This is a genomic window from Bacteroides sp. An322 (assembly GCF_002161765.1).
In the GTDB taxonomy this organism is placed as follows: Bacteria; Bacteroidota; Bacteroidia; order Bacteroidales; family Bacteroidaceae; genus Phocaeicola; species Phocaeicola merdavium.
In genome coordinates, this window is sequence record NZ_NFIN01000004.1 from 151,274 (window position 1) to 169,198 (window position 17,925).

At 47.0% G+C, this 17,925-nt stretch carries 15 protein-coding genes; 6 read left to right on the forward strand and 9 right to left on the reverse strand.

Going from position 1 to position 17,925, the window contains the following annotated elements:
- Positions 1–64 precede the first annotated feature (64 nt).
- The 4 genes from B5F91_RS03790 (at position 65) to B5F91_RS03805 (ending at position 5,647) form a co-directional block, all read left to right on the forward strand.
- Positions 65–2,929 carry a xanthan lyase gene (locus B5F91_RS03790; RefSeq protein WP_087427774.1) on the forward strand — a complete coding sequence of 955 codons (2,865 nt, stop codon included), beginning with the start codon at positions 65–67 and terminating at the stop codon, positions 2,927–2,929.
- A gap of 398 nt (positions 2,930–3,327) precedes the next feature.
- A complete protein-coding gene (locus tag B5F91_RS03795; RefSeq protein ID WP_087427808.1) occupies positions 3,328–3,738 on the forward strand; it encodes a hypothetical protein in 411 nt (136 codons plus the stop codon).
- Positions 3,735–5,036: a DUF3440 domain-containing protein gene (locus B5F91_RS03800; RefSeq protein ID WP_087427775.1), complete on the forward strand. Its 1,302-nt coding sequence runs from the start codon at positions 3,735–3,737 to the stop codon at positions 5,034–5,036. The genes B5F91_RS03795 and B5F91_RS03800 overlap by 4 nt, the downstream gene beginning before the upstream one ends.
- Entirely contained in the window at positions 5,033–5,647 is a 615-nt protein-coding gene (locus B5F91_RS03805; protein ID WP_087427776.1) for a ParB/RepB/Spo0J family partition protein, read from the forward strand. Before B5F91_RS03800 ends, B5F91_RS03805 begins: the two co-directional genes overlap by 4 nt.
- Before the next feature lie 63 nt (positions 5,648–5,710).
- Here B5F91_RS03805 and B5F91_RS03810 read toward each other — a convergent pair whose 3' ends face one another.
- The gene (locus tag B5F91_RS03810; RefSeq protein WP_087427809.1) at positions 5,711–5,950 is read right to left on the reverse strand and encodes a hypothetical protein; all 240 of its coding nucleotides are present in this window, start codon (positions 5,948–5,950) and stop codon (positions 5,711–5,713) included.
- A 24-nt stretch (positions 5,951–5,974) separates the two neighbouring features.
- The gene (locus B5F91_RS03815) at positions 5,975–8,290 is read right to left on the reverse strand and encodes a BamA/TamA family outer membrane protein (protein WP_087427777.1); all 2,316 of its coding nucleotides are present in this window, start codon (positions 8,288–8,290) and stop codon (positions 5,975–5,977) included.
- Positions 8,291–8,397: 107 nt separating this feature from the next.
- Here B5F91_RS03815 and B5F91_RS03820 point away from each other — a divergent pair, with 107 nt between their 5' ends.
- Entirely contained in the window at positions 8,398–9,153 is a 756-nt protein-coding gene (locus B5F91_RS03820) for an RNA methyltransferase (RefSeq protein ID WP_087427778.1), read from the forward strand.
- Here B5F91_RS03820 and B5F91_RS14845 read toward each other — a convergent pair.
- The 5 genes from B5F91_RS14845 to ileS all read right to left on the reverse strand — a co-directional run bounded on the left by B5F91_RS14845 (position 9,094) and on the right by ileS (position 14,948).
- Positions 9,094–9,426 carry a hypothetical protein gene (locus B5F91_RS14845; protein ID WP_144025068.1) on the reverse strand — a complete coding sequence of 111 codons (333 nt, stop codon included), beginning with the start codon at positions 9,424–9,426 and terminating at the stop codon, positions 9,094–9,096. The two genes, B5F91_RS03820 and B5F91_RS14845, sit on opposite strands and share 60 nt — an antisense overlap.
- Positions 9,423–10,304, reverse strand: coding sequence for a DUF4296 domain-containing protein (locus B5F91_RS03825; RefSeq protein WP_087427779.1), 882 nt, complete (start codon positions 10,302–10,304; stop codon positions 9,423–9,425). Before B5F91_RS03825 ends, B5F91_RS14845 begins: the two co-directional genes overlap by 4 nt.
- A gap of 3 nt (positions 10,305–10,307) precedes the next feature.
- Complete coding sequence (locus tag B5F91_RS03830) at positions 10,308–10,958, reverse strand: lipoprotein signal peptidase (RefSeq protein ID WP_087427780.1); 651 nt, start codon at positions 10,956–10,958, stop codon at positions 10,308–10,310.
- A gap of 96 nt (positions 10,959–11,054) precedes the next feature.
- Positions 11,055–11,435, reverse strand: coding sequence for a TraR/DksA C4-type zinc finger protein (locus B5F91_RS03835; RefSeq protein ID WP_087427781.1), 381 nt, complete (start codon positions 11,433–11,435; stop codon positions 11,055–11,057).
- Positions 11,436–11,462: 27 nt separating this feature from the next.
- A complete protein-coding gene (gene ileS / locus B5F91_RS03840; RefSeq protein ID WP_087427810.1) occupies positions 11,463–14,948 on the reverse strand; it encodes an isoleucine--tRNA ligase in 3,486 nt (1,161 codons plus the stop codon).
- A 318-nt stretch (positions 14,949–15,266) separates the two neighbouring features.
- Here ileS and B5F91_RS03845 point away from each other — a divergent pair, with 318 nt between their 5' ends.
- Positions 15,267–15,674 (forward strand): hypothetical protein, encoded by a 408-nt coding sequence (locus tag B5F91_RS03845; RefSeq protein ID WP_144025069.1) that lies wholly within the window; start codon positions 15,267–15,269, stop codon positions 15,672–15,674.
- 233 nt (positions 15,675–15,907) lie between these two features.
- On the opposite strand, the gene B5F91_RS03850 is transcribed toward B5F91_RS03845, so the two are convergent.
- Both B5F91_RS03850 and B5F91_RS03855 read right to left on the reverse strand, forming a co-directional pair.
- Complete coding sequence (locus tag B5F91_RS03850; RefSeq protein ID WP_087427783.1) at positions 15,908–16,576, reverse strand: bifunctional 4-hydroxy-2-oxoglutarate aldolase/2-dehydro-3-deoxy-phosphogluconate aldolase; 669 nt, start codon at positions 16,574–16,576, stop codon at positions 15,908–15,910.
- Between the two features lie 168 nt (positions 16,577–16,744).
- Positions 16,745–17,767 (reverse strand): sugar kinase, encoded by a 1,023-nt coding sequence (locus B5F91_RS03855; RefSeq protein ID WP_087427784.1) that lies wholly within the window; start codon positions 17,765–17,767, stop codon positions 16,745–16,747.
- Positions 17,768–17,925 lie beyond the last annotated feature (158 nt).

The window sequence follows — 17,925 nt, forward strand, 5'->3', positions numbered from 1 at the left end:
CCTACATTGTTTTTGCGGATATTCATTTTCACTATTAACTATTAATTATCAACTATTAACTGACATGAAACGCTTCAACTTCATACTCCTGCTTTGCTTTTTCACCCTCCACGCACCGGCGCAAAGCCTCGAAAAGAACGTGGAAGAACGGCTGGAAAACTTCTTTACGAATTATCAGACCAGCAATGCCGATATAGGCACATGCCGGCTCGACCGTTTCGACATCGACCATCAGAAGAAAACCCTGCACGTATATGCCAACGACGCTTTCGGGTACCAACCCTTTACCGAAGCGAACGTAGAAGCCATCTACCGCACCCTCCGCCAGTCGCTTCCCGGTCCGGTAAACTACTACGACATCACCCTCTACGCCGACGGTATGCCCATCGGGCATCTCGTCCCCAACGCCTACCGGGAGAAAGGCAAGGACAAGAGCCGCCTCTACGGAGACATCAGCTACCGGGGAGACGCATGGACCGAGAACCTCTCGCGCCCCTTCCGCATTACGCAAGGACTGGAAGGAAGGCACATCGCCCTTTGGCAAAGCCACGGACGTTTCTATCAGAACAAGACGGGCGAATGGCGCTGGCAACGCCCCCGCCTCTTCGGCACATGCGAAGACCTCTACACGCGCTCCATCGTAGTCCCCTACCTCATCCCGATGTTGGAGAACGCAGGAGCCGTGGTGTTCACCCCCCGCGAACGGGACGAACAGGAGCACGAAGTCATCGTAGACAACAACACCTGCACGCCCGGAAGCCGCTACTTAGAAGTGGACTACAAGCGGAAATACGTGTGGCAAGACACACCTGCGCCCGGATTCGCCTGGCGGAAAGCCACCTATACCGACGGGCAAAACCCGTTCCGCGACGGTAGCGCACGCCTCATCCCCACCCACAAGAAACCTGAAAAGGCGTTTGCCGAATGGATTCCCAATATCCCCGAAAAGGGACGCTACGCCGTGTACGTGAGCTACCAGTCGCTCCCCACGAGCGTGACCGATGCCAAATACCTCGTGTTCCACAACGGAGGAGTGACCGAGTTCCGCGTGAACCAGCGCATCGGAGGCGGCACGTGGGTCTACTTGGGCACCTTCGAATTCGATGCGGGCATGAACGATTACGGCATGGTAGTGCTCAGCAACGAGAGCAAGCAGGACGGCGTGGTATGCGCCGATGCCGTGCGCTTCGGAGGCGGCATGGGCAACATCGCCCGCGGAGGACGCACCAGCGGAATGCCCCGGTGGGCGGAAGGAGCACGCTACTGGGCGCAATGGGCAGGCATGCCTTACGCGGTCTATAGCAAGAGCGAAGGCAAGAACGACTACAACGACGACATCAACACCCGCTCGCTCATGCTCAACTACCTGAGCGGAGGCTCGGTGTTCAACCCGCACGAGAAAGGCCTCGGCATCCCCTTCGAGCTGAGCTTCGCCCTGCATAGCGATGCCGGATTCAAGGCGGACGACACCTTCGTAGGCTCACTGGGCATCTATACCACCCGCTTCAACGAAGGGAAATTAGCCAGCGGAGTTTCACGCTACGCCTCGCGCGACCTTGCCGACATGCTCCTCACGGGACTGAAGCGCGACATCGACTCACGCTTTGGCATCCGCTGGACACGCCGCGGGATGTGGAACCGCAACTATAGCGAGACGCGCCTGCCTGCCGTGCCTTCGGTGATATTAGAAACCCTCTCGCACCAAAACTTCGCCGACCTGCGGATGGGCTACGACCCTGCGTTTAAGTTCACCGTAGCCCGCTCGGTCTATAAGACGATGCTGAAATACCTCGCCACGATGCACGGCGCGCGATACACCGTCCAGCCCCTGCCCGTCACCCACTTCGCCATCGACGAGGGCAAGAAGCGGAACACCTTCCAGTTGCGCTGGACTCCCGCCGAAGACCCGCTCGAACCTACCGCACGCGCGGAAGGCTACGTGGTCTATACCCGTGTGGGGCGAGGCGGATTCGATAACGGTACCTACGTGCGCGAGCCCCGCTATACCTTCGAAGCCGAACCGGGCATCGTCTACAGCTTCCGCGTCACGGCGGTCAACCGGGGCGGCGAGAGCTTCCCTTCCGAAACCCTCTCGGCATACCGTGCCCCCCATAGCCGCGGCACCGTGCTCATCGTAAACGGATTCCGCCGCACCTCCGCGCCCGCTACCGTAGAGACCGCCACCCGCCAAGGCTTCGACATCGCGGCAGACCCCGGCATACCTTATATCGGCACCACCGCCTTCTGCGGATACCAGCAGAGCTTCGACCGCTCGCGCACCGGCATCGAGACCGAAGGCGGACTGGGCTATAGCGGAAGCGAACTGGAAGGCAAGCGCATCGCCGGAAACACCTTCGACTATCCCTTCGTCCACGGCAAAGCCATCCAGCAAGCGGGAGGCTGGTCGTTCGTGTCGTGCAGTGCCGAGACCCTCGAAAGCGGCTCTACCGACCTCCGTCCGTACCCCATCGTCGACTTTATCCGCGGTGCCGAAGACCGTCCCCTCAGTCCCGCCACCGAACGGGCACTCACCGCCTATTGCGAAGCGGGCGGAAACCTCCTCGTGAGCGGCACCTACACCGGAAGCCGCATGGCAAGCGAAACGTTCCTGCGCAATGTCCTTCATTATACCTACGGGGGCAGCCTGCGCCATTCGCCCGCCGATGAGGTCTACGGCACCCGTCTCCGTTTCCGCATCGCCCGCCGTGCCGATGCCGAGACCTACGCCGTGCCCTCGCCCGAAAGCCTGACGCCCTCCGCCGGAGCCTTTACCGCCTACCTCTATGCGGACACGAACGCCGGTGCCGCCGTAGCCTATCCGGGCATCCACCGTGTTTTCGCCCTCGGCTTCCCCTTCGAGTGCATCCGTGAAGAAGACGCCCGCGCCCGCCTGATGCAAAGCATCTTAGGGTTCTTATGCCCGAAATAGAGTAGTTAAAAAATGCAGACATTTACAAGTTGAAATCACCTTATCGCTGGAGATAAATCGAGTCATAGCATTAGTTTTGGTTTACCTTACAAAGGTACAAAAAAGTTTTGAATCATGCACTACCCCGACGCACCTGTTTGCGCGGTGTAGTGCAGCTATTTGTTTTCGCATATTCATTTGTATGAAATAGTTTATACATATATATGCGTGTGATACAAATTACGGTTATCTTTTATCTCTCTCTCGCTTTCAGCCTAAATTTGATATTTATGCGAATATGATTTATCCTAAAAAATGCCAGTTTCATTAACAGATTTTCACGCCTACCCGTTTTTAATCCATTGTTGTATGAAAGAGATGCTGTATCTTTGCATAAAGAAATAAATATGATCCAAGCTATGACTATACAAATCTACAAAATAGACGGCACCGCTAAAGAATTGTACCCACTGGTAGGTCCGCTGGTTATGAATCCTGCTGTATTGAAATATAACAACCGCTACCCCTTCAAGACGACAAAAAATTTCGAATGGTATGTAGCCGTAGACAAAGAGAACGGTGAAGCCGTGGGCTTTATCCCCCTCGAACACAAAAACAGCGAAACACTTATCAACAATTATTATGCACAAGCAGAAGGGCACGATGAAATCCTTGGCTGGCTGCTTGATGCCGTAAAGCAAGATATGACCGATGAAATGCCTCCGCTGACCGCTTTGGCACAAATACAACACGCAGCTCTTTTCAAAGAACAAGGTTTCACCACAACCAAAGAATGGAAACTTTACCTTAAAATGCAAAAAACTAAATGAAGAAAGAACAGCCTATAAGAAAAAACGTTTACGAACTGGCACAAGAACGACTGGACGTTATTTTCAAAGAATTTGATAATATCTATGTATCTTTTTCGGGAGGAAAAGACAGCGGTGTATTGCTAAACCTATGCATCGACTATGTACGGAAACATAAACTGAACCGTAAAATCGGCGTTTACCACATGGACTATGAGGTACAGTATAAGATGACTATCGACTACGTGGACCGTATTTTTGAAGCCAACAAAGACGTTCTAGAAGTATACCGGATATGCGTGCCTTTCCGCGTGGCAACCAGCACTTCGATGTACCAATCCTATTGGCGTCCCTGGGAAGAGGATAAAAAAGATATATGGGTGCGCAAATTGCCGAAGAATGCCATGACCGTAGATAACTTTCCCGGATTCAAGCCAGAAATGTGGGATTACGATTTCCAAATCTATTTTGCCAACTGGCTTCATCAAAAGAAAAAAGCCTCACGTACGTGTTGCCTCGTGGGTATCCGTACACAAGAAAGTTTCAACCGCTGGCGATGTATTTACCAAACTCCGAAAGCACTTTTGTATTACAAGTATATTTGGACATGCAAAATCAATAACGACATCTATAATGCTTATCCTATATACGACTGGCGTACCACGGACGTATGGACTGCTAACGGCAAGTTCGGCTGGGATTACAATCATTTGTACAACCTCTACTACAAAGCAGGCGTAAGCATTGAACGTATGCGCGTAGCAAGCCCGTTCATTAGCGAAGCCATTGAAAGCCTCTCGCTCTACAAAGCTATCGACCCCGACACCTGGGGACACATGATAGGACGCGTAAACGGAGTGAACTTCGCCGCTATTTATGGCTCCAGCCATGCCACAGCACGCCATAAAATCAAACTACCGAAAGGCTATACATGGAAATCGTTCATGTTCTTCCTTCTTTCTACACTTCCTGAAGAAACCCGTAACGGATACCTGCGCCGCCTGGATGTAAGCATCAAGTTCTGGCGCACAAAAGGAGGATGCCTGAGCGATGAGGTTATCCAGAAGCTGCTTGATGCCAAGATTCCTATCGAAGTCATCAACAAAAGCAACTACAAGACCACTAAGCACCCTGTCCGCATGGAATATCTGGAAGATATCGACATTGCCGAATTCAGAGAAATCCCGACCTACAAACGAATGTGCATCTGCATCTTACGCAACGACCATGCATGTAAGTATATGGGATTCTCGCCTACCAAAGAAGAAATCAGCAAAAAGAACAAAATCATGGAGAATTATAAACATATTTGGAGATGAAAAAAAAAGAAGAAACACTGGAGCTATTTCCAGAAAACAATTATAAAAGCCCTGTATATAACGTAATTGCCGTACCAATTGAGAAAGTATGCGCAAACGACTATAACCCCAATGTAGTGGCTCCGCCCGAAATGAAACTATTGGAACTTTCCATTTGGGAAGATGGATTCACCATGCCGTGCGTATGCTATTACGACCACGAGAACGACAAATACATCATCGTGGACGGTTTCCACCGCTATACCGTTCTGAAAAGGTCGAAACGCATCTACGAACGTGAAAAGGGTTTACTTCCGGTCGTAGTCATTGATAAAGACCTGTCAAACCGTATGGGTTCAACTATCCGCCATAACCGCGCACGAGGCACGCACAACGTAGACTTGATGTCGCATATCGTCTCTGAACTGGACAAAGCCGGCATGAGCGACCAATGGATTATGAAAAATATCGGCATGGATCGTGACGAGCTTTTACGCCTGAAACAAATATCAGGACTGGCAGAACTTTTTGCCGACAAAGACTTCACCATACCTCAGTCAAGACCTGTCTATAACATCGATCCGGACAATGCGGAAGAAGCCCAAGTGAAAACAGAGAAAAATGAAGAATAAAAATGAAGAATTAAGAATGAAGAATAAGTGAATGTATACAAATCTATTCTTAATTCTTCATCCTTAATTCTTTTTATTTTCCAGTTTCGCTTTAATACGTTCCAACAAAATAATACATCCTTGCATTTTCGGATTTTCACGACATAATACCGCTTGGTCTTTTAAACGTGACAACGTTTCCCGAACATCGGGAATATAAGTCGCATTATCCAGTTGCATCGTATCGGGCAATACCTGAGCATCAAACCACTTAAATAAAGTCTTTAACTCTTCTTCAGTATACAAATGTCTTACATATTCCATTTTATCTTTCAGTTTTATCAATTATCAGAACGGATAACCAACGGCAAAATGAAAAGCGAAATCCCGTCCAAAATCGGGCGAAATAATCGGATAACGGTCTTTACCCGTATACATCGGATTAATAGCTTTCATACCTCCGTCGAAACGTAAAATCAAGAAATCCAAATCAAACCGGATACCCAGCCCGTAAGATACAGCCAGTTGCTTATAGAAACGGTTGAACTTAAACACGCCTTCGGTTTGTGTCCCTTGCGAACGAATGTTCCACACATTTCCGGCATCGATGAAAACGGCTCCGTTCAGCTTCCAGAACAGATATGTGCGGTATTCCACATTCAAATCAAGCTTGATATCACCCGTATGGTTTACATAATCAATTGTATTCCCGTCGCCTCGATACGAACCGGGACCTAACGAACGTACCCTCCAGCCGCGCACACTATTGGCACCACCTGAAAAATAAAGTTTTTCAAAAGGCAGGCTTTTCGAATTCCCATACGGGCAGGCTATGCCCAATCCCGCATGGAACACCAGCGAATTGCGTTCGTCAATCACAAAATTCTTGGCGAAATCAATATCCATTTTCACATACTGGGCAAAGTCAATATTCGCCAATTGATATGCTTCGCCATATTTAGGTTTCTTGTGTATCATTCTGGAAAGTCCGTAAAGCAGGTTACCCGACTCCTCGATATTGAAACGAATCGAATACGAATTATGTTTGGCTGCATTCATCGCATTTCCTCCGGCACTATTATATGTATAGGTATAGCCCAAACGAACGATAAACAAATCCTCATAACTATGCCGCAACAAGGGGTTTATTTCATCCATGCGGTCCAAATACGCATTGAAAGCATCCGATGTATAAGGCATATAGATGTAGTTGATGTCAAGCAAATCGAAGCGATGGGTCGCTTTCCCTCTACGGCTCCACCGGTAACTCCATGCAGCAGCTGCCAATGTGCGTTCAAATTCGGGACGGATTTGCCAATTGTATTTCACGCTGACTTCCGAAGTGGCGCGGATGCGACGCTTAAAATCGGAAGACAAGAACGGGAACATAAATTCGGGAAAGTTCAAGCTACTCTCTACACCATATTCCATGTAATTGCTATTTGCATAACCTTCCAGTCCGCTCACCGCCTCGTATGCCCCACGAAGTTCCAGCGTAAATGTTTCTGACCCTTTAAACAAATTGCGATGTGTAAAAGACACAGATGCCGCAGCTCCCAAGTCTCCGGCAGAGTTTGTACCTTCAATCTCGAAAGACAATGATTTTTTCTTATTTTTCGACAAAAAGACGTATGCATCCAATTGGGTAGAGTCATTCGGTAAATTCACTTCATCAAACCGGATATTCGAATATTTCAAAATGGACAAACGCCCCAATGCCGAATACGTGTCCTGCACATTCCGATTCCGATACAGATTCCCAGGCTTCAAGTAATTATAGTCCGTCACCACCCTCGGGCGCAGAAAAGGCTTACCTTTATAAAACAAACCAACACCTCCCGAACATATCGAATCCAATCCCTGCAACGCATCTTCGGATAACGTAGCGAAATCCACATCCAAAATATAATGGACATTACGAAGTTTGTATTGGCGGTGCGGCTGAGGAGGGTCTTCCTTCGTACGCTGGTAAGGAAGGAGTTTCAAAGTCAAGTCCACCTTACGCGTATTCAGCATCGTATCTGCCTGATACATAATGAAATCTTTATTAAACCGGTAATATCCCCTATCTTGCAGGTACTGAGTGATGCGTTGGCGTTCGGCGTCGAGCACATTGACATCGAAACGCATACCTTCGTACAAACTTGCGTGTATCGAATCTTGCGCCAGATAATTCGCTATCTTTGCATCCGAAATGTCGTATGCCAAACGGTCTACCACATACGGTTCACCCGAACGGACTGTATAATACACCTTCATGCGATTTCCGTCACTCACCTCTCGCAAACTGACCGACGCACTCATATATCCCATGTTCTGTACAGCCTTTTCCATTTCGCTTCGGGTCTCTTCGGCTAAAACAGAATCATAAATAACGGGAGCTTCTCCCAACTTCCGCCAAAAACGGTTCATCCATTTGGTAGAATCCAATCCCGATGCTCCGTAAATATACATGGGAAGCTTCACCAGACTGAACCATTTGGCATTGGATTTCTGGCGGACATACAAATTCATTTGAGAAGGCTTGATTTCTTTATTGTCGGATTCTATCTTTACATTGTCCAGCAAATAACTCCCCTCCGGAATGAACTTGCTGACCGAACACCCAGCCAGCATCAGGACGAGAAAAGCCAAAAGAAATACTATCGCAAGCGGTTTATTCATATATCAAATGGGGAACAATGCAAATTTGTCCGACAAAGATAGGCAATTATTGAAAATATCTTCTTAGCTTTGCCAAGAATATTTGGTATTTTTAGAAGAAAACCGACATGCTCAGTAAAAATAAGATAAAATACATCCGTTCACTGGAACTGAAAAAGAACCGGAAAGAAGAACAAGCCTTTCTGGCAGAAGGTCCCAAATTGGTAGGAGAATTGTTAGCACATTTCCCGTGCCGGCTGGTAGCGGGCACTAAAGCTTGGCTTGAACAATATCCGGACTTGTGTGCCGGAGAAATAATCGAAGTGAGCGAAGAAGAACTCTCGCGTGCCAGCCTTCAGAAAACCCCGCAAGAAGTATTGGCAGTATTCGAGCAGCCCCATTATGAATGGGACGCAAGCATCGCCTCCCGTTCGTTATGCCTGGCATTGGATGATGTGCAAGACCCCGGAAATGTAGGCACTATCGCCCGGATAGCGGACTGGTTCGGCATTGAACATATTTTCTGCTCAAAAGGCACCGCCGATATCTATAATCCCAAAACAGTACAAGCCACGATGGGAGCCATTGCACGAGTAAAATTCCATTATTGCGATTTGCCTGATTTTATCCAGTCTGCCTCCACACAAGGGATTCCGTTGTTCGGCACGTTCTTAGACGGGAAAGACCTCTATAAAGAGACATTGGAAAACCGGGGAATCATCGTCATGGGAAATGAGGGGAACGGCATCAGCATGCCGATAGCCCAATGTATTTCACACCGCCTGCTTATACCCAATTACCCACAAGGAAGACCCACAAGCGAATCATTGAATGTAGCGATAGCCACTGCAATCGTATGCGCTGAATTCCGAAGAAGAGGATAATATTCGGTAAGCCCGACGCGGGACACTGTCCGCATACGCCTTTGCTTGTTTCGTGATGCGAGACAAAAAAGCCTGAAAGTTTTCTTGGGATTCCCTGACAAGAGGAAAAGGAGACACGATAATTTCGCCCGAAAGCCACTCGATATGCGCACCTTCTTCTGTTAAGGGAGATACACGGACGACTTCTCCCGCCTCATTCAATTCAATGACTGATGCAGACCGCCATTCCGCTTGAGGAAGAAGATAGATACGATGTGCCGCAATCCGTCTCATTTCCGATTCTCCATTTTCCGCATGGGCTGCAATTTCTTGTTCTCTATCGTCCTCACGCCTGCTCTTGAAGCCTGAAGCGTATCTCGTTCCTGCTTCAATGTATCAACTAGTTCTTGCGGCATCTCATGATTATGATAACGGGTCAGACGAATGTCATCAACCAGTAAAGAAGCGTCGGGATGCTCATTGTTCGAATAATAAATGAATCCGCTGATGCTTTGAATAGTAAATGCCGAATCGGGACGCAGATACAAGCGTTGCTTGCCCGGACGGGTTACGATGCGGGTCAAGCCTTGCACACTATCGTTATCGAAATAGAAATTAAGTGCCATAACGGCTTTGCCTGATACCGCTTTCGATGGTATGAAATGGAAATCGGCTTGAAGTTCCATAGCATCCTGAGGCTTGAAGGTGGTATCGGTCTTTAAGTCGAACACCACTTTATTGGTCAGCGAAGAAGTGGAAAGCCAATACAATGTACGGTCTTGCCATACATCAACCGTATCGCCCGACATAGATACATCAATCTGATTATCCCGTTTTGCCACCTGCTCCTTCATTTGTTTTTCTTCACGCTCCAAACGTTCCTGAAGACTCCGGTAAATCGTAGCTAATTCTTCGGCATGACGGGTGTACCAAACCATAGATGAATCAAACTCGGCTTCGGTCACATGGTGTTTCTGAAAAACATAGTCAAAATAAGCATCTTTCTGATACGATTCTGTATAAGGCAACGAACTGCTCATGGTGGAAGCCAAATGATAATCATACAACAAATCCTGCATCGCATCCGGCTGGATAATATCATCGGGAATCTTTTTTCCACATGCGGACAAAACTCCCAAAGCAATCACCATATACAATCCTTTCTTCTTCATGACTTACGCTTTTTCTTGCTTTATTTCTTCCTTCTTCTGAAATTCTTGCCCTAAGGTATGGCTATAAAAAATCAATAAGGCAATCATGCCGCAACTGATTGAAGCATCGGCAAAATTGAATATCGGACTGAAGAATATGAAATGCTCGCCTCCGCAAAAGGGCATCCATTCGGGCCAATAAGTGTCAATAATCGGGAAATAGAACATATCAACCACTTTTCCATGCAACCAATCGGCATATCCCTCTCCTACCGGCACCCATTGGGCTATCGAATAAGGAGTGCTTGCACTAAATATCTCTCCATAAAAGACACAATCAATGATATTCCCCAAAGCACCTGCAAGGATAAACGCCAAACATACAACATACCCCGTCTTCAGTTTCTCTTCCCTATGGGTAAGCTTATACAAATACCACGTGATAAAACATACCGCCACAATCCGAAACAAGGTAAGGAATATCTTGGGAAGGAACTCCATACCGAAAGCCATCCCGTTGTTCTCCGTAAAAAAGATATAAAACCAATCGGTAATGTGAATATGCTCATGCAGATACATTCCCGTCTTTACACAAATCTTGATTACCTGATCAATTACTAATACCAATAAAACAATCAAAGCCGCCAAGCGTCCTTGGGTCAGAATTTTCTTCATTTATCCTCTTTTTTGCAATTGACAATGGACAATTGACAATTGACAATGATATGCAAAATGAATTATCAATTGTCAATTATCAATTGTCAATTGAACTTATTTTACGCCATGGTTTTTCGCCTCAATGCTCAACGTAGCATGAGGCACGGCACGCAGACGTTCTTTCGGAATCAATTTCCCGGTCTCGCGGCAGATGCCATACGTCTTATTCTCGATACGCACCAATGCGGCACGCAAATTCTGAATGAACTTCAACTGGCGGGCAGCCAAACGGGTTGTCTCTTCCTTCGATAATGTATTGGCTCCTTCTTCCAGCACTTTATATGTGGGAGAAGTATCATCCGTGTCATTACCGTCAGTATTCATGATACTGCTTTTTAATTTTTCATAGTCGCGTTCCGCGAGCTGAAGTTTGTCCATGATAATGGCGCGGAATTCTTCGAGTTCAGCGTCAGAGTATCTTGTTTTTTCAGCCATAATGATTAAGTATTTTAAAGTTAATAATTAGAGTTTCGACACTTTCACATACAATATGAAATCATCAAAGTTCAGTTCAACACCACCCGGCACCTCATTGGTCAATTCCAAGGAGTTCGCCAATACTTGGTTACAAATATACGTATTATATTCTTTTACCGCATCATCGGTATTCGGATTTTTTGACAACATGATATGAATCTTATCCGTTATTTCAAATCCGTTACTCTTTCGGATGTTCTGGATGCGGTTCACCAGTTCGCGGGCTATGCCTTCACGGCGCAATTCTTCGGTAATTGTCACTTCAAGAGCTACGGTCAGCTTACCTTCATTCGCTACCAGCCAGCCCGGAATATCTTCGCTATAGATTTCTACATCCGAAGTCTCGATAAGAGCTTCTCCGTCTGCCAATTGGAGTGTGTATTTCCCGTTCCGTTCCAGTTCGGCAATAGCTTCCTGCGACATCTCGCCTACACCTGCGGCTACGGCTTTCATGCGCTTTCCGAATTTCGGACCCAACTTCTTGAAGTCGCATTTTACTTTCTTCACCAATACACCCGCTTCTTCCACGAATTGGAGTTCTTTTACATTCACTTCGTTCAGAATCAGGTCTTTTACAGCTTCAATGTGACGTTTCTGGTCTTCATCCACTACGGGCACCATAATACATTGCAACGGCTGGCGCACCTTGATATTCACCTTGCGGCGCAAAGCCAAAATCATGGAAGTGACATCTTGTGCCATCTGCATACGGGCTTCCAATTCCTTGTCTATCAGACTTTCATCCGCTTCAGGGAAATTAGCCAAGTGTACCGATACCACATGGTCACGCTCCGTCACCTTAATCAGGTCCATATACAGGCGGTCGGCATAGAACGGAGCAATCGGAGCCATGAGCTTAGCCACCGTTTCCAGACAAGTATATAAGGTCTGGTAAGCCGAAAGCTTGTCTTGCGACATCGCACTTCCCCAAAAACGTTTCCGGTTCAGACGCACATACCAGTTACTCAAATTATCGTTTACAAAATCCGTAATCAAGCGTCCTGCCTTCGTAGGCTCATAATCATTGAAGCAAGCGTCTACATCCTTTATCAACGAATTGAGCAAAGACAAAATCCAGCGGTCGATTTCCGGACGTTCTGATACGGGCACATTCTTCTCGGCATACGTAAATCCGTCCACATTGGCATAAAGCGCAAAGAACGAATACGTATTATATAAGGTGCCGAAGAACTTGCGGCGCACTTCGTCTACTCCTTCCGTGTCAAACTTCAGGTTATCCCACGGAGCCGAGTTCGTTATCATGTACCAGCGCAAGGGGTCAGAACCGAATTTCTCGATAGTACTGAACGGGTCTACCGCATTACCCAAACGCTTGGACATCTTGTTTCCGTTCTTATCCAATACCAAGCCGTTCGAAATCACATTCTTATATGCTACGCTATCGAATACCATTGTGGCAATGGCGTGCAACGTAAAGAACCAACCGCGGGTCTGGTCTACACCTTCGGCAATGAAATCAGCCGGATAATACGAACCGCTATCTATCAGTTCTTTATTTTCAAACGGATAATGCAATTGCGCGTAGGGCATCGAACCCGAATCAAACCAAACATCAATCAAGTCCGCTTCACGCTTCATCGGTTTACCTGCGGGCGAAACCAGGATGATGTCGTCTACGTAAGGACGGTGCAGGTCTATCTTATTGTAATTCTCTTTCGTATATTTGCCCGGCACGAAGCCCAACTTCTTATACGGATTTTCCGTCATAAAGCCAGCCTCAACCGATTTCTCAATTTCATTATACAATTCTTCCACCGAACCGATGCAGATTTCCGCACCGTCTTCATCGCGCCAGATAGGAAGCGGAGTTCCCCAATAACGCGAACGGCTCAAGTTCCAGTCGTTCAGGTTCTCCAGCCATTTGCCGAAACGTCCCGTACCCGTTGATTCCGGTTTCCAGTTGATGGTCTTGTTCAGTTCTATCATCCGTTCCTTGCATGCCGTAGAGCGGATAAACCAGCTATCGAGCGGATAATAGAGCACCGGCTTGTCGGTACGCCAGCAGTGCGGATAGTTGTGCACGTGCTTTTCCATCTTGAATGCCTGATTCGCTTGCTTCATCTTCATGCAGATATATACATCGAGTGACTCAGCCGCTTGCGCAGCCTTCTCATCATATTTGCCATCGACGGTGAAGGCAGGGTCGTATGCGTTCTTCACCCATCTGCCTTGATACTCCTTATATATATCGGCATTCACACATTCGGCAACAAACTTTTCGTCCAGTTCATCCAGCAGGTAGAATTTTCCGGTCAGGTCAACCATCGGGCGTGTCTCGCCTTTCTTGTTAATCATGAAGAGCGAAGGGATGCCGGCGGCTTTTGCCACGAAAGCATCGTCTGCACCGAAGGTAGGAGCGATGTGTACGATACCCGTACCGTCTTCTACGGTCACATAATCACCCGGAATGACACGGAAGGCTTTGGCAGAAGCGTCGCGCCAGTTTCCATCTTCGTCCAATTCTACAGGTTTCACCCACGGGAAGAGTTGTTCGTATTCCATGCCTACCAAGTCCGGCCCTTTATATTCGCCTACCACTTTGAACGGCACTAACTTATCGCCCGGCTTATAGTCTTCCAATGCCATGCCTTCCGCCTTCTTGTTGAAGTGCGTGTAAAGCAAAGCCTTTGCCAACACTACCGTTATCTTTTCAGAAGTATAAGGATTGTAAGTCTGTACGGCTACATAATCTATCTTCGGGCCTACGCAGAGCGCAGTATTCGAAGGCAACGTCCACGGAGTCGTGGTCCAAGCCAAGAAATAAGGAGTTCCCCACTCAGCCATTTCGGGTTTCGGGTTCTTTATCTTGAACTGCCCTACTACGGTCAAGTCTTTCACGTCCCGATAACATCCCGGCTGGTTCAGTTCGTGCGAGCTAAGTCCCGTACCTGCCGCCGGAGAATAAGGCTGGATGGTATATCCTTTATACAACAAGCCTTTCTTATAAAGTTGTTGCAAGAGCCACCACAGAGTTTCGATATAGCGGTTATCATACGTGATATACGGATTGTTCAGGTCTACCCAATAACCCATTTTGTGAGTCAAGTCGGTCCATTCCTTGGTGAACTTCATCACGTCCGTGCGGCAATGCTGGTTATATTCAGCCACCGATATGGTCTTGCCTATGTCTTCTTTCGTAATGCCCAACGCCTTTTCTACACCAAGTTCCACGGGCAATCCGTGTGTGTCCCAACCGGCTTTGCGCTTCACCTGAAAGCCTTTCATGGTCTTATAACGGCAGAAAGTGTCTTTAATCGTACGTGCCATTACGTGGTGAATGCCCGGCATACCGTTTGCCGAGGGAGGACCTTCGTAAAATACAAAAGAAGGATGTCCTTCACGTTCTGTCATACTACGGGAGAACACATCGTTCTCGTCCCATTTCTTCAACACTTCCTTGTTGATGTCAGAAAGGTTCAGTTGTGAATATTCAGTAAATTTCTTACTCATATCTGTTTTTTGTTTATCTTTTCTGTTTGCGTCGAGGAATCTTCTTCCCAAATTTAGGCTGCAAATTTATAAGAAAAAAGCATATTCGGAAAACTTTTAAACTAATATTCACATCAGCGGGAAAAATTGTATTCCCAAAGGCGGCGGAAGTTGCATATTATGTCTTTTAGAGGAGAACATCGCAAAAGGGTGAGGAAACGATTCCTACACAAGGCTCAGCAATAGGTCGTGAACAAAAAACACGGATGTCCTCATTCTCCTACAAACTGTCAGGGGAATGCGGGCATCCGTGTTCCTAAAAAAAAGGCATTAACTGAAATGAAAGAAGAAATGCAGAGGCTGACCGCCCGCTATCACACCCTACGGCAAAACATGCTGGAAACATCGGCTATCTATAAGAAACTGCATCAACTGGCACGGCAAAAGAAACCCGGAAACGATAAACCGCTCCTCACGCCTCAGCTATGGGAACAAATCAAACGGCAAGCGGAAACGGTATATCCCGGATTGCGCCGCTATGTCATCAACCGCTGCCCCGACCTAAACGACTCGGAATGGGCATACTGTTGCCTTTACATGTTCGGATTCGACACGAATGATGAAGCAACCCTCCTCAATATCAACCCGACATCGGTACGCACCAAAACCTTACGCCTGCGCCAGCGGCTTGGAATTGACCTATCCGACCAACTATCGCTTTACGAATTTATTGCCATGCAGATATAGCGTTAATTCATGCATACGGCTTCATCGGCTTACGAAGCAGGCTTCATCTGCCAATGCATATAGCTTCGTAAGCCGACGAAGCCGTATGCATCTTTGTCAGTATGGAACTGACTTTCTGACAGTACCCACCCCTAAAAAGAAAGCATCGCAAAACATGCTCACGCACGCCTCGCGATGCCTCTCGCTTTATACACCTTTAAACAAAATGAACTTTCGTTCCGATTCTTTCTTTATTATTTACGAGCTTCAGCAATATAGCCTAATGCTTCTTTACATTTATCGGTAATGTATGCCCAATCTTCAGCCGCTACCTTGTCTTTCGGGAACAGCTTCGAGCCCATACCTACGCAGAACACGCCTGCCTTAATCCAAGCGGTCAGGTTTTCCTGAGTCGGCTCTACACCGCCGGTTACCATTAACTTAGACCACGGCATCGGAGCTAACATGCCTTTCACCAGCTTCGGACCTAATACATCGCCCGGGAATATCTTGCAAAGGTCGCATCCCACTTCTTGAGCGAAGCCTACTTCGGACACGCTTCCGCATCCCGGAGTATAAGCCACCAAGCGGCGGTTGCATACTTTAGCGATTTCGGGATTGAACAACGGACCTACCACGAAATTAGCTCCCAACTGAATGTAGAGGGCAGCCGTAGCAGGGTCTACTACAGAGCCTACACCCATTGCCATTTCCGGGCATTCCTTAGCAGCGAACTTCACCACTTCTGCAAACACTTCGTGAGCGAAATCGCCACGGTTTGTAAACTCGAAAGCACGTACACCGCCCTCATAGCAAGCCTTTACGACTTTCTTTGCCACTTCTGCGTCTTTATGGTAGAACACAGGTACCATACCGGTCGAACCGATTTTGTTCAACACGGCTATCTTATCAAATTTTGCCACAATCTTATAATTTTAAAGTTTATGCTATTCGAAACGCAGATTTTCGCAGATTAACGCAAATTTATTCACCACAGAGGACACAGAGCATCACAGAGGATATAACGAACAATCCGCATTTCGGAAACACTCACCGTTATTAATTCTTAACTATTAATTATTAACTAAAGCTTAGCGTTGTACGCGACCGCTTGCGTCACCGCCAGCCAAAGCTTCCACTTCTTCTACCGATACGAGGTTGAAATCACCGTTGATGGTGTGTTTCAATGCAGAAGCGGCTACGGCAAATTCCAATGCTTCGCCTTGGTTAGGCTTGGTCAACAATCCGTGGATGATACCGCCTGAGAAGGAATCGCCGCCACCTACACGGTCGATAATCGGGTTGATGTCGTAACGTTTTGAAGTATAGAATTCTTCGCCGTTGTAAATCATCGCCTTCCAACCGTTATGAGTAGCCGAGAATGATTCGCGCAACGTAGAGATGACATACTTGAATCCGAATTCTTTTGCCATAGCGGTAAAGATTCCTTTATAGCCTTCGGCATCAGTCTTTCCGCCTTCTACATCTGCATCGGGCTTGAATCCCAAGCAAAGTTCGGCGTCTTCTTCGTTACCGATACATACGTCTACATATTGCATCAACGGGCGCATGATAGACTGAGCTTTTTCTTTGGTCCACAATTTCTTACGGAAATTCAAGTCTACCGAAACTGTTACTCCATGACGTTTAGCGGCTTCGCAAGCCAAACGGGTCAACTCGGCAGCCTTATCGGAAATAGCCGGAGTAATGCCCGACCAATGGAACCAGTCGGCACCTTCCATAATAGCATCAAAATCGAAATCAGAAGGGTCGGCTTCAGCAATAGAAGAATGAGCACGGTCGTAAATCACCTTACTCGGACGCATCGAAGCACCTGTCTCAAGATAATAGATGCCCAGACGGTCACCGCCACGAGCAATATAGTCGGTCTTTACGCCATATTTACGCAATGCGTTGAGGGCACATTGTCCGATTTCATGTTTAGGCAATTTAGTCACAAAATAAGCATCATGACCATAGTTGGCACAGCTAACGGCTACATTTGCTTCACCTCCACCGTAAACAACATCAAAATTATCAGACTGTACGAAACGGGTATTTCCCGGAGTAGACAGTCTCAGCATAATTTCGCCTAACGTAACAATTTTTCCCATTACTACTAATTTTTATACTATTTATACTAAGTTTGATTAAATCATATTTTGTCCCCAACAAGGCATACACTAAAAAATATCCCCGCTGTGTACGCACACAAAGGTACGATTTATTTTTTAAATACCAAAAAAAGTAATATATTTGTATCGATATTTTT

Bases quoted from the DNA above. Each gene is read 5' to 3' on its own strand.
- B5F91_RS03800 (WP_087427775.1), top strand. From the start codon at position 3,735: ATGAAGAAAGAACAGCCTATAAGAAAAAACGTTTACGAACTGGCACAA.
- B5F91_RS03810 (WP_087427809.1), bottom strand. From the start codon at position 5,950: ATGGAATATGTAAGACATTTGTATACTGAAGAAGAGTTAAAGACTTTA.
- B5F91_RS03835 (WP_087427781.1), bottom strand. From the start codon at position 11,435: ATGGCTGAAAAAACAAGATACTCTGACGCTGAACTCGAAGAATTCCGC.
- B5F91_RS03815 (WP_087427777.1), bottom strand. From the start codon at position 8,290: ATGAATAAACCGCTTGCGATAGTATTTCTTTTGGCTTTTCTCGTCCTG.
- ileS (WP_087427810.1), bottom strand. From the start codon at position 14,948: ATGAGTAAGAAATTTACTGAATATTCACAACTGAACCTTTCTGACATC.
- B5F91_RS03830 (WP_087427780.1), bottom strand. From the start codon at position 10,958: ATGAAGAAAATTCTGACCCAAGGACGCTTGGCGGCTTTGATTGTTTTA.
- B5F91_RS03855 (WP_087427784.1), bottom strand. From the start codon at position 17,767: ATGGGAAAAATTGTTACGTTAGGCGAAATTATGCTGAGACTGTCTACT.
- B5F91_RS14845 (WP_144025068.1), bottom strand. From the start codon at position 9,426: ATGAGACGGATTGCGGCACATCGTATCTATCTTCTTCCTCAAGCGGAA.
- B5F91_RS03790 (WP_087427774.1), top strand. From the start codon at position 65: ATGAAACGCTTCAACTTCATACTCCTGCTTTGCTTTTTCACCCTCCAC.
- B5F91_RS03805 (WP_087427776.1), top strand. From the start codon at position 5,033: ATGAAAAAAAAAGAAGAAACACTGGAGCTATTTCCAGAAAACAATTAT.
- B5F91_RS03845 (WP_144025069.1), top strand. From the start codon at position 15,267: ATGAAAGAAGAAATGCAGAGGCTGACCGCCCGCTATCACACCCTACGG.
- B5F91_RS03820 (WP_087427778.1), top strand. From the start codon at position 8,398: ATGCTCAGTAAAAATAAGATAAAATACATCCGTTCACTGGAACTGAAA.
- B5F91_RS03795 (WP_087427808.1), top strand. From the start codon at position 3,328: ATGACTATACAAATCTACAAAATAGACGGCACCGCTAAAGAATTGTAC.
- B5F91_RS03825 (WP_087427779.1), bottom strand. From the start codon at position 10,304: ATGAAGAAGAAAGGATTGTATATGGTGATTGCTTTGGGAGTTTTGTCC.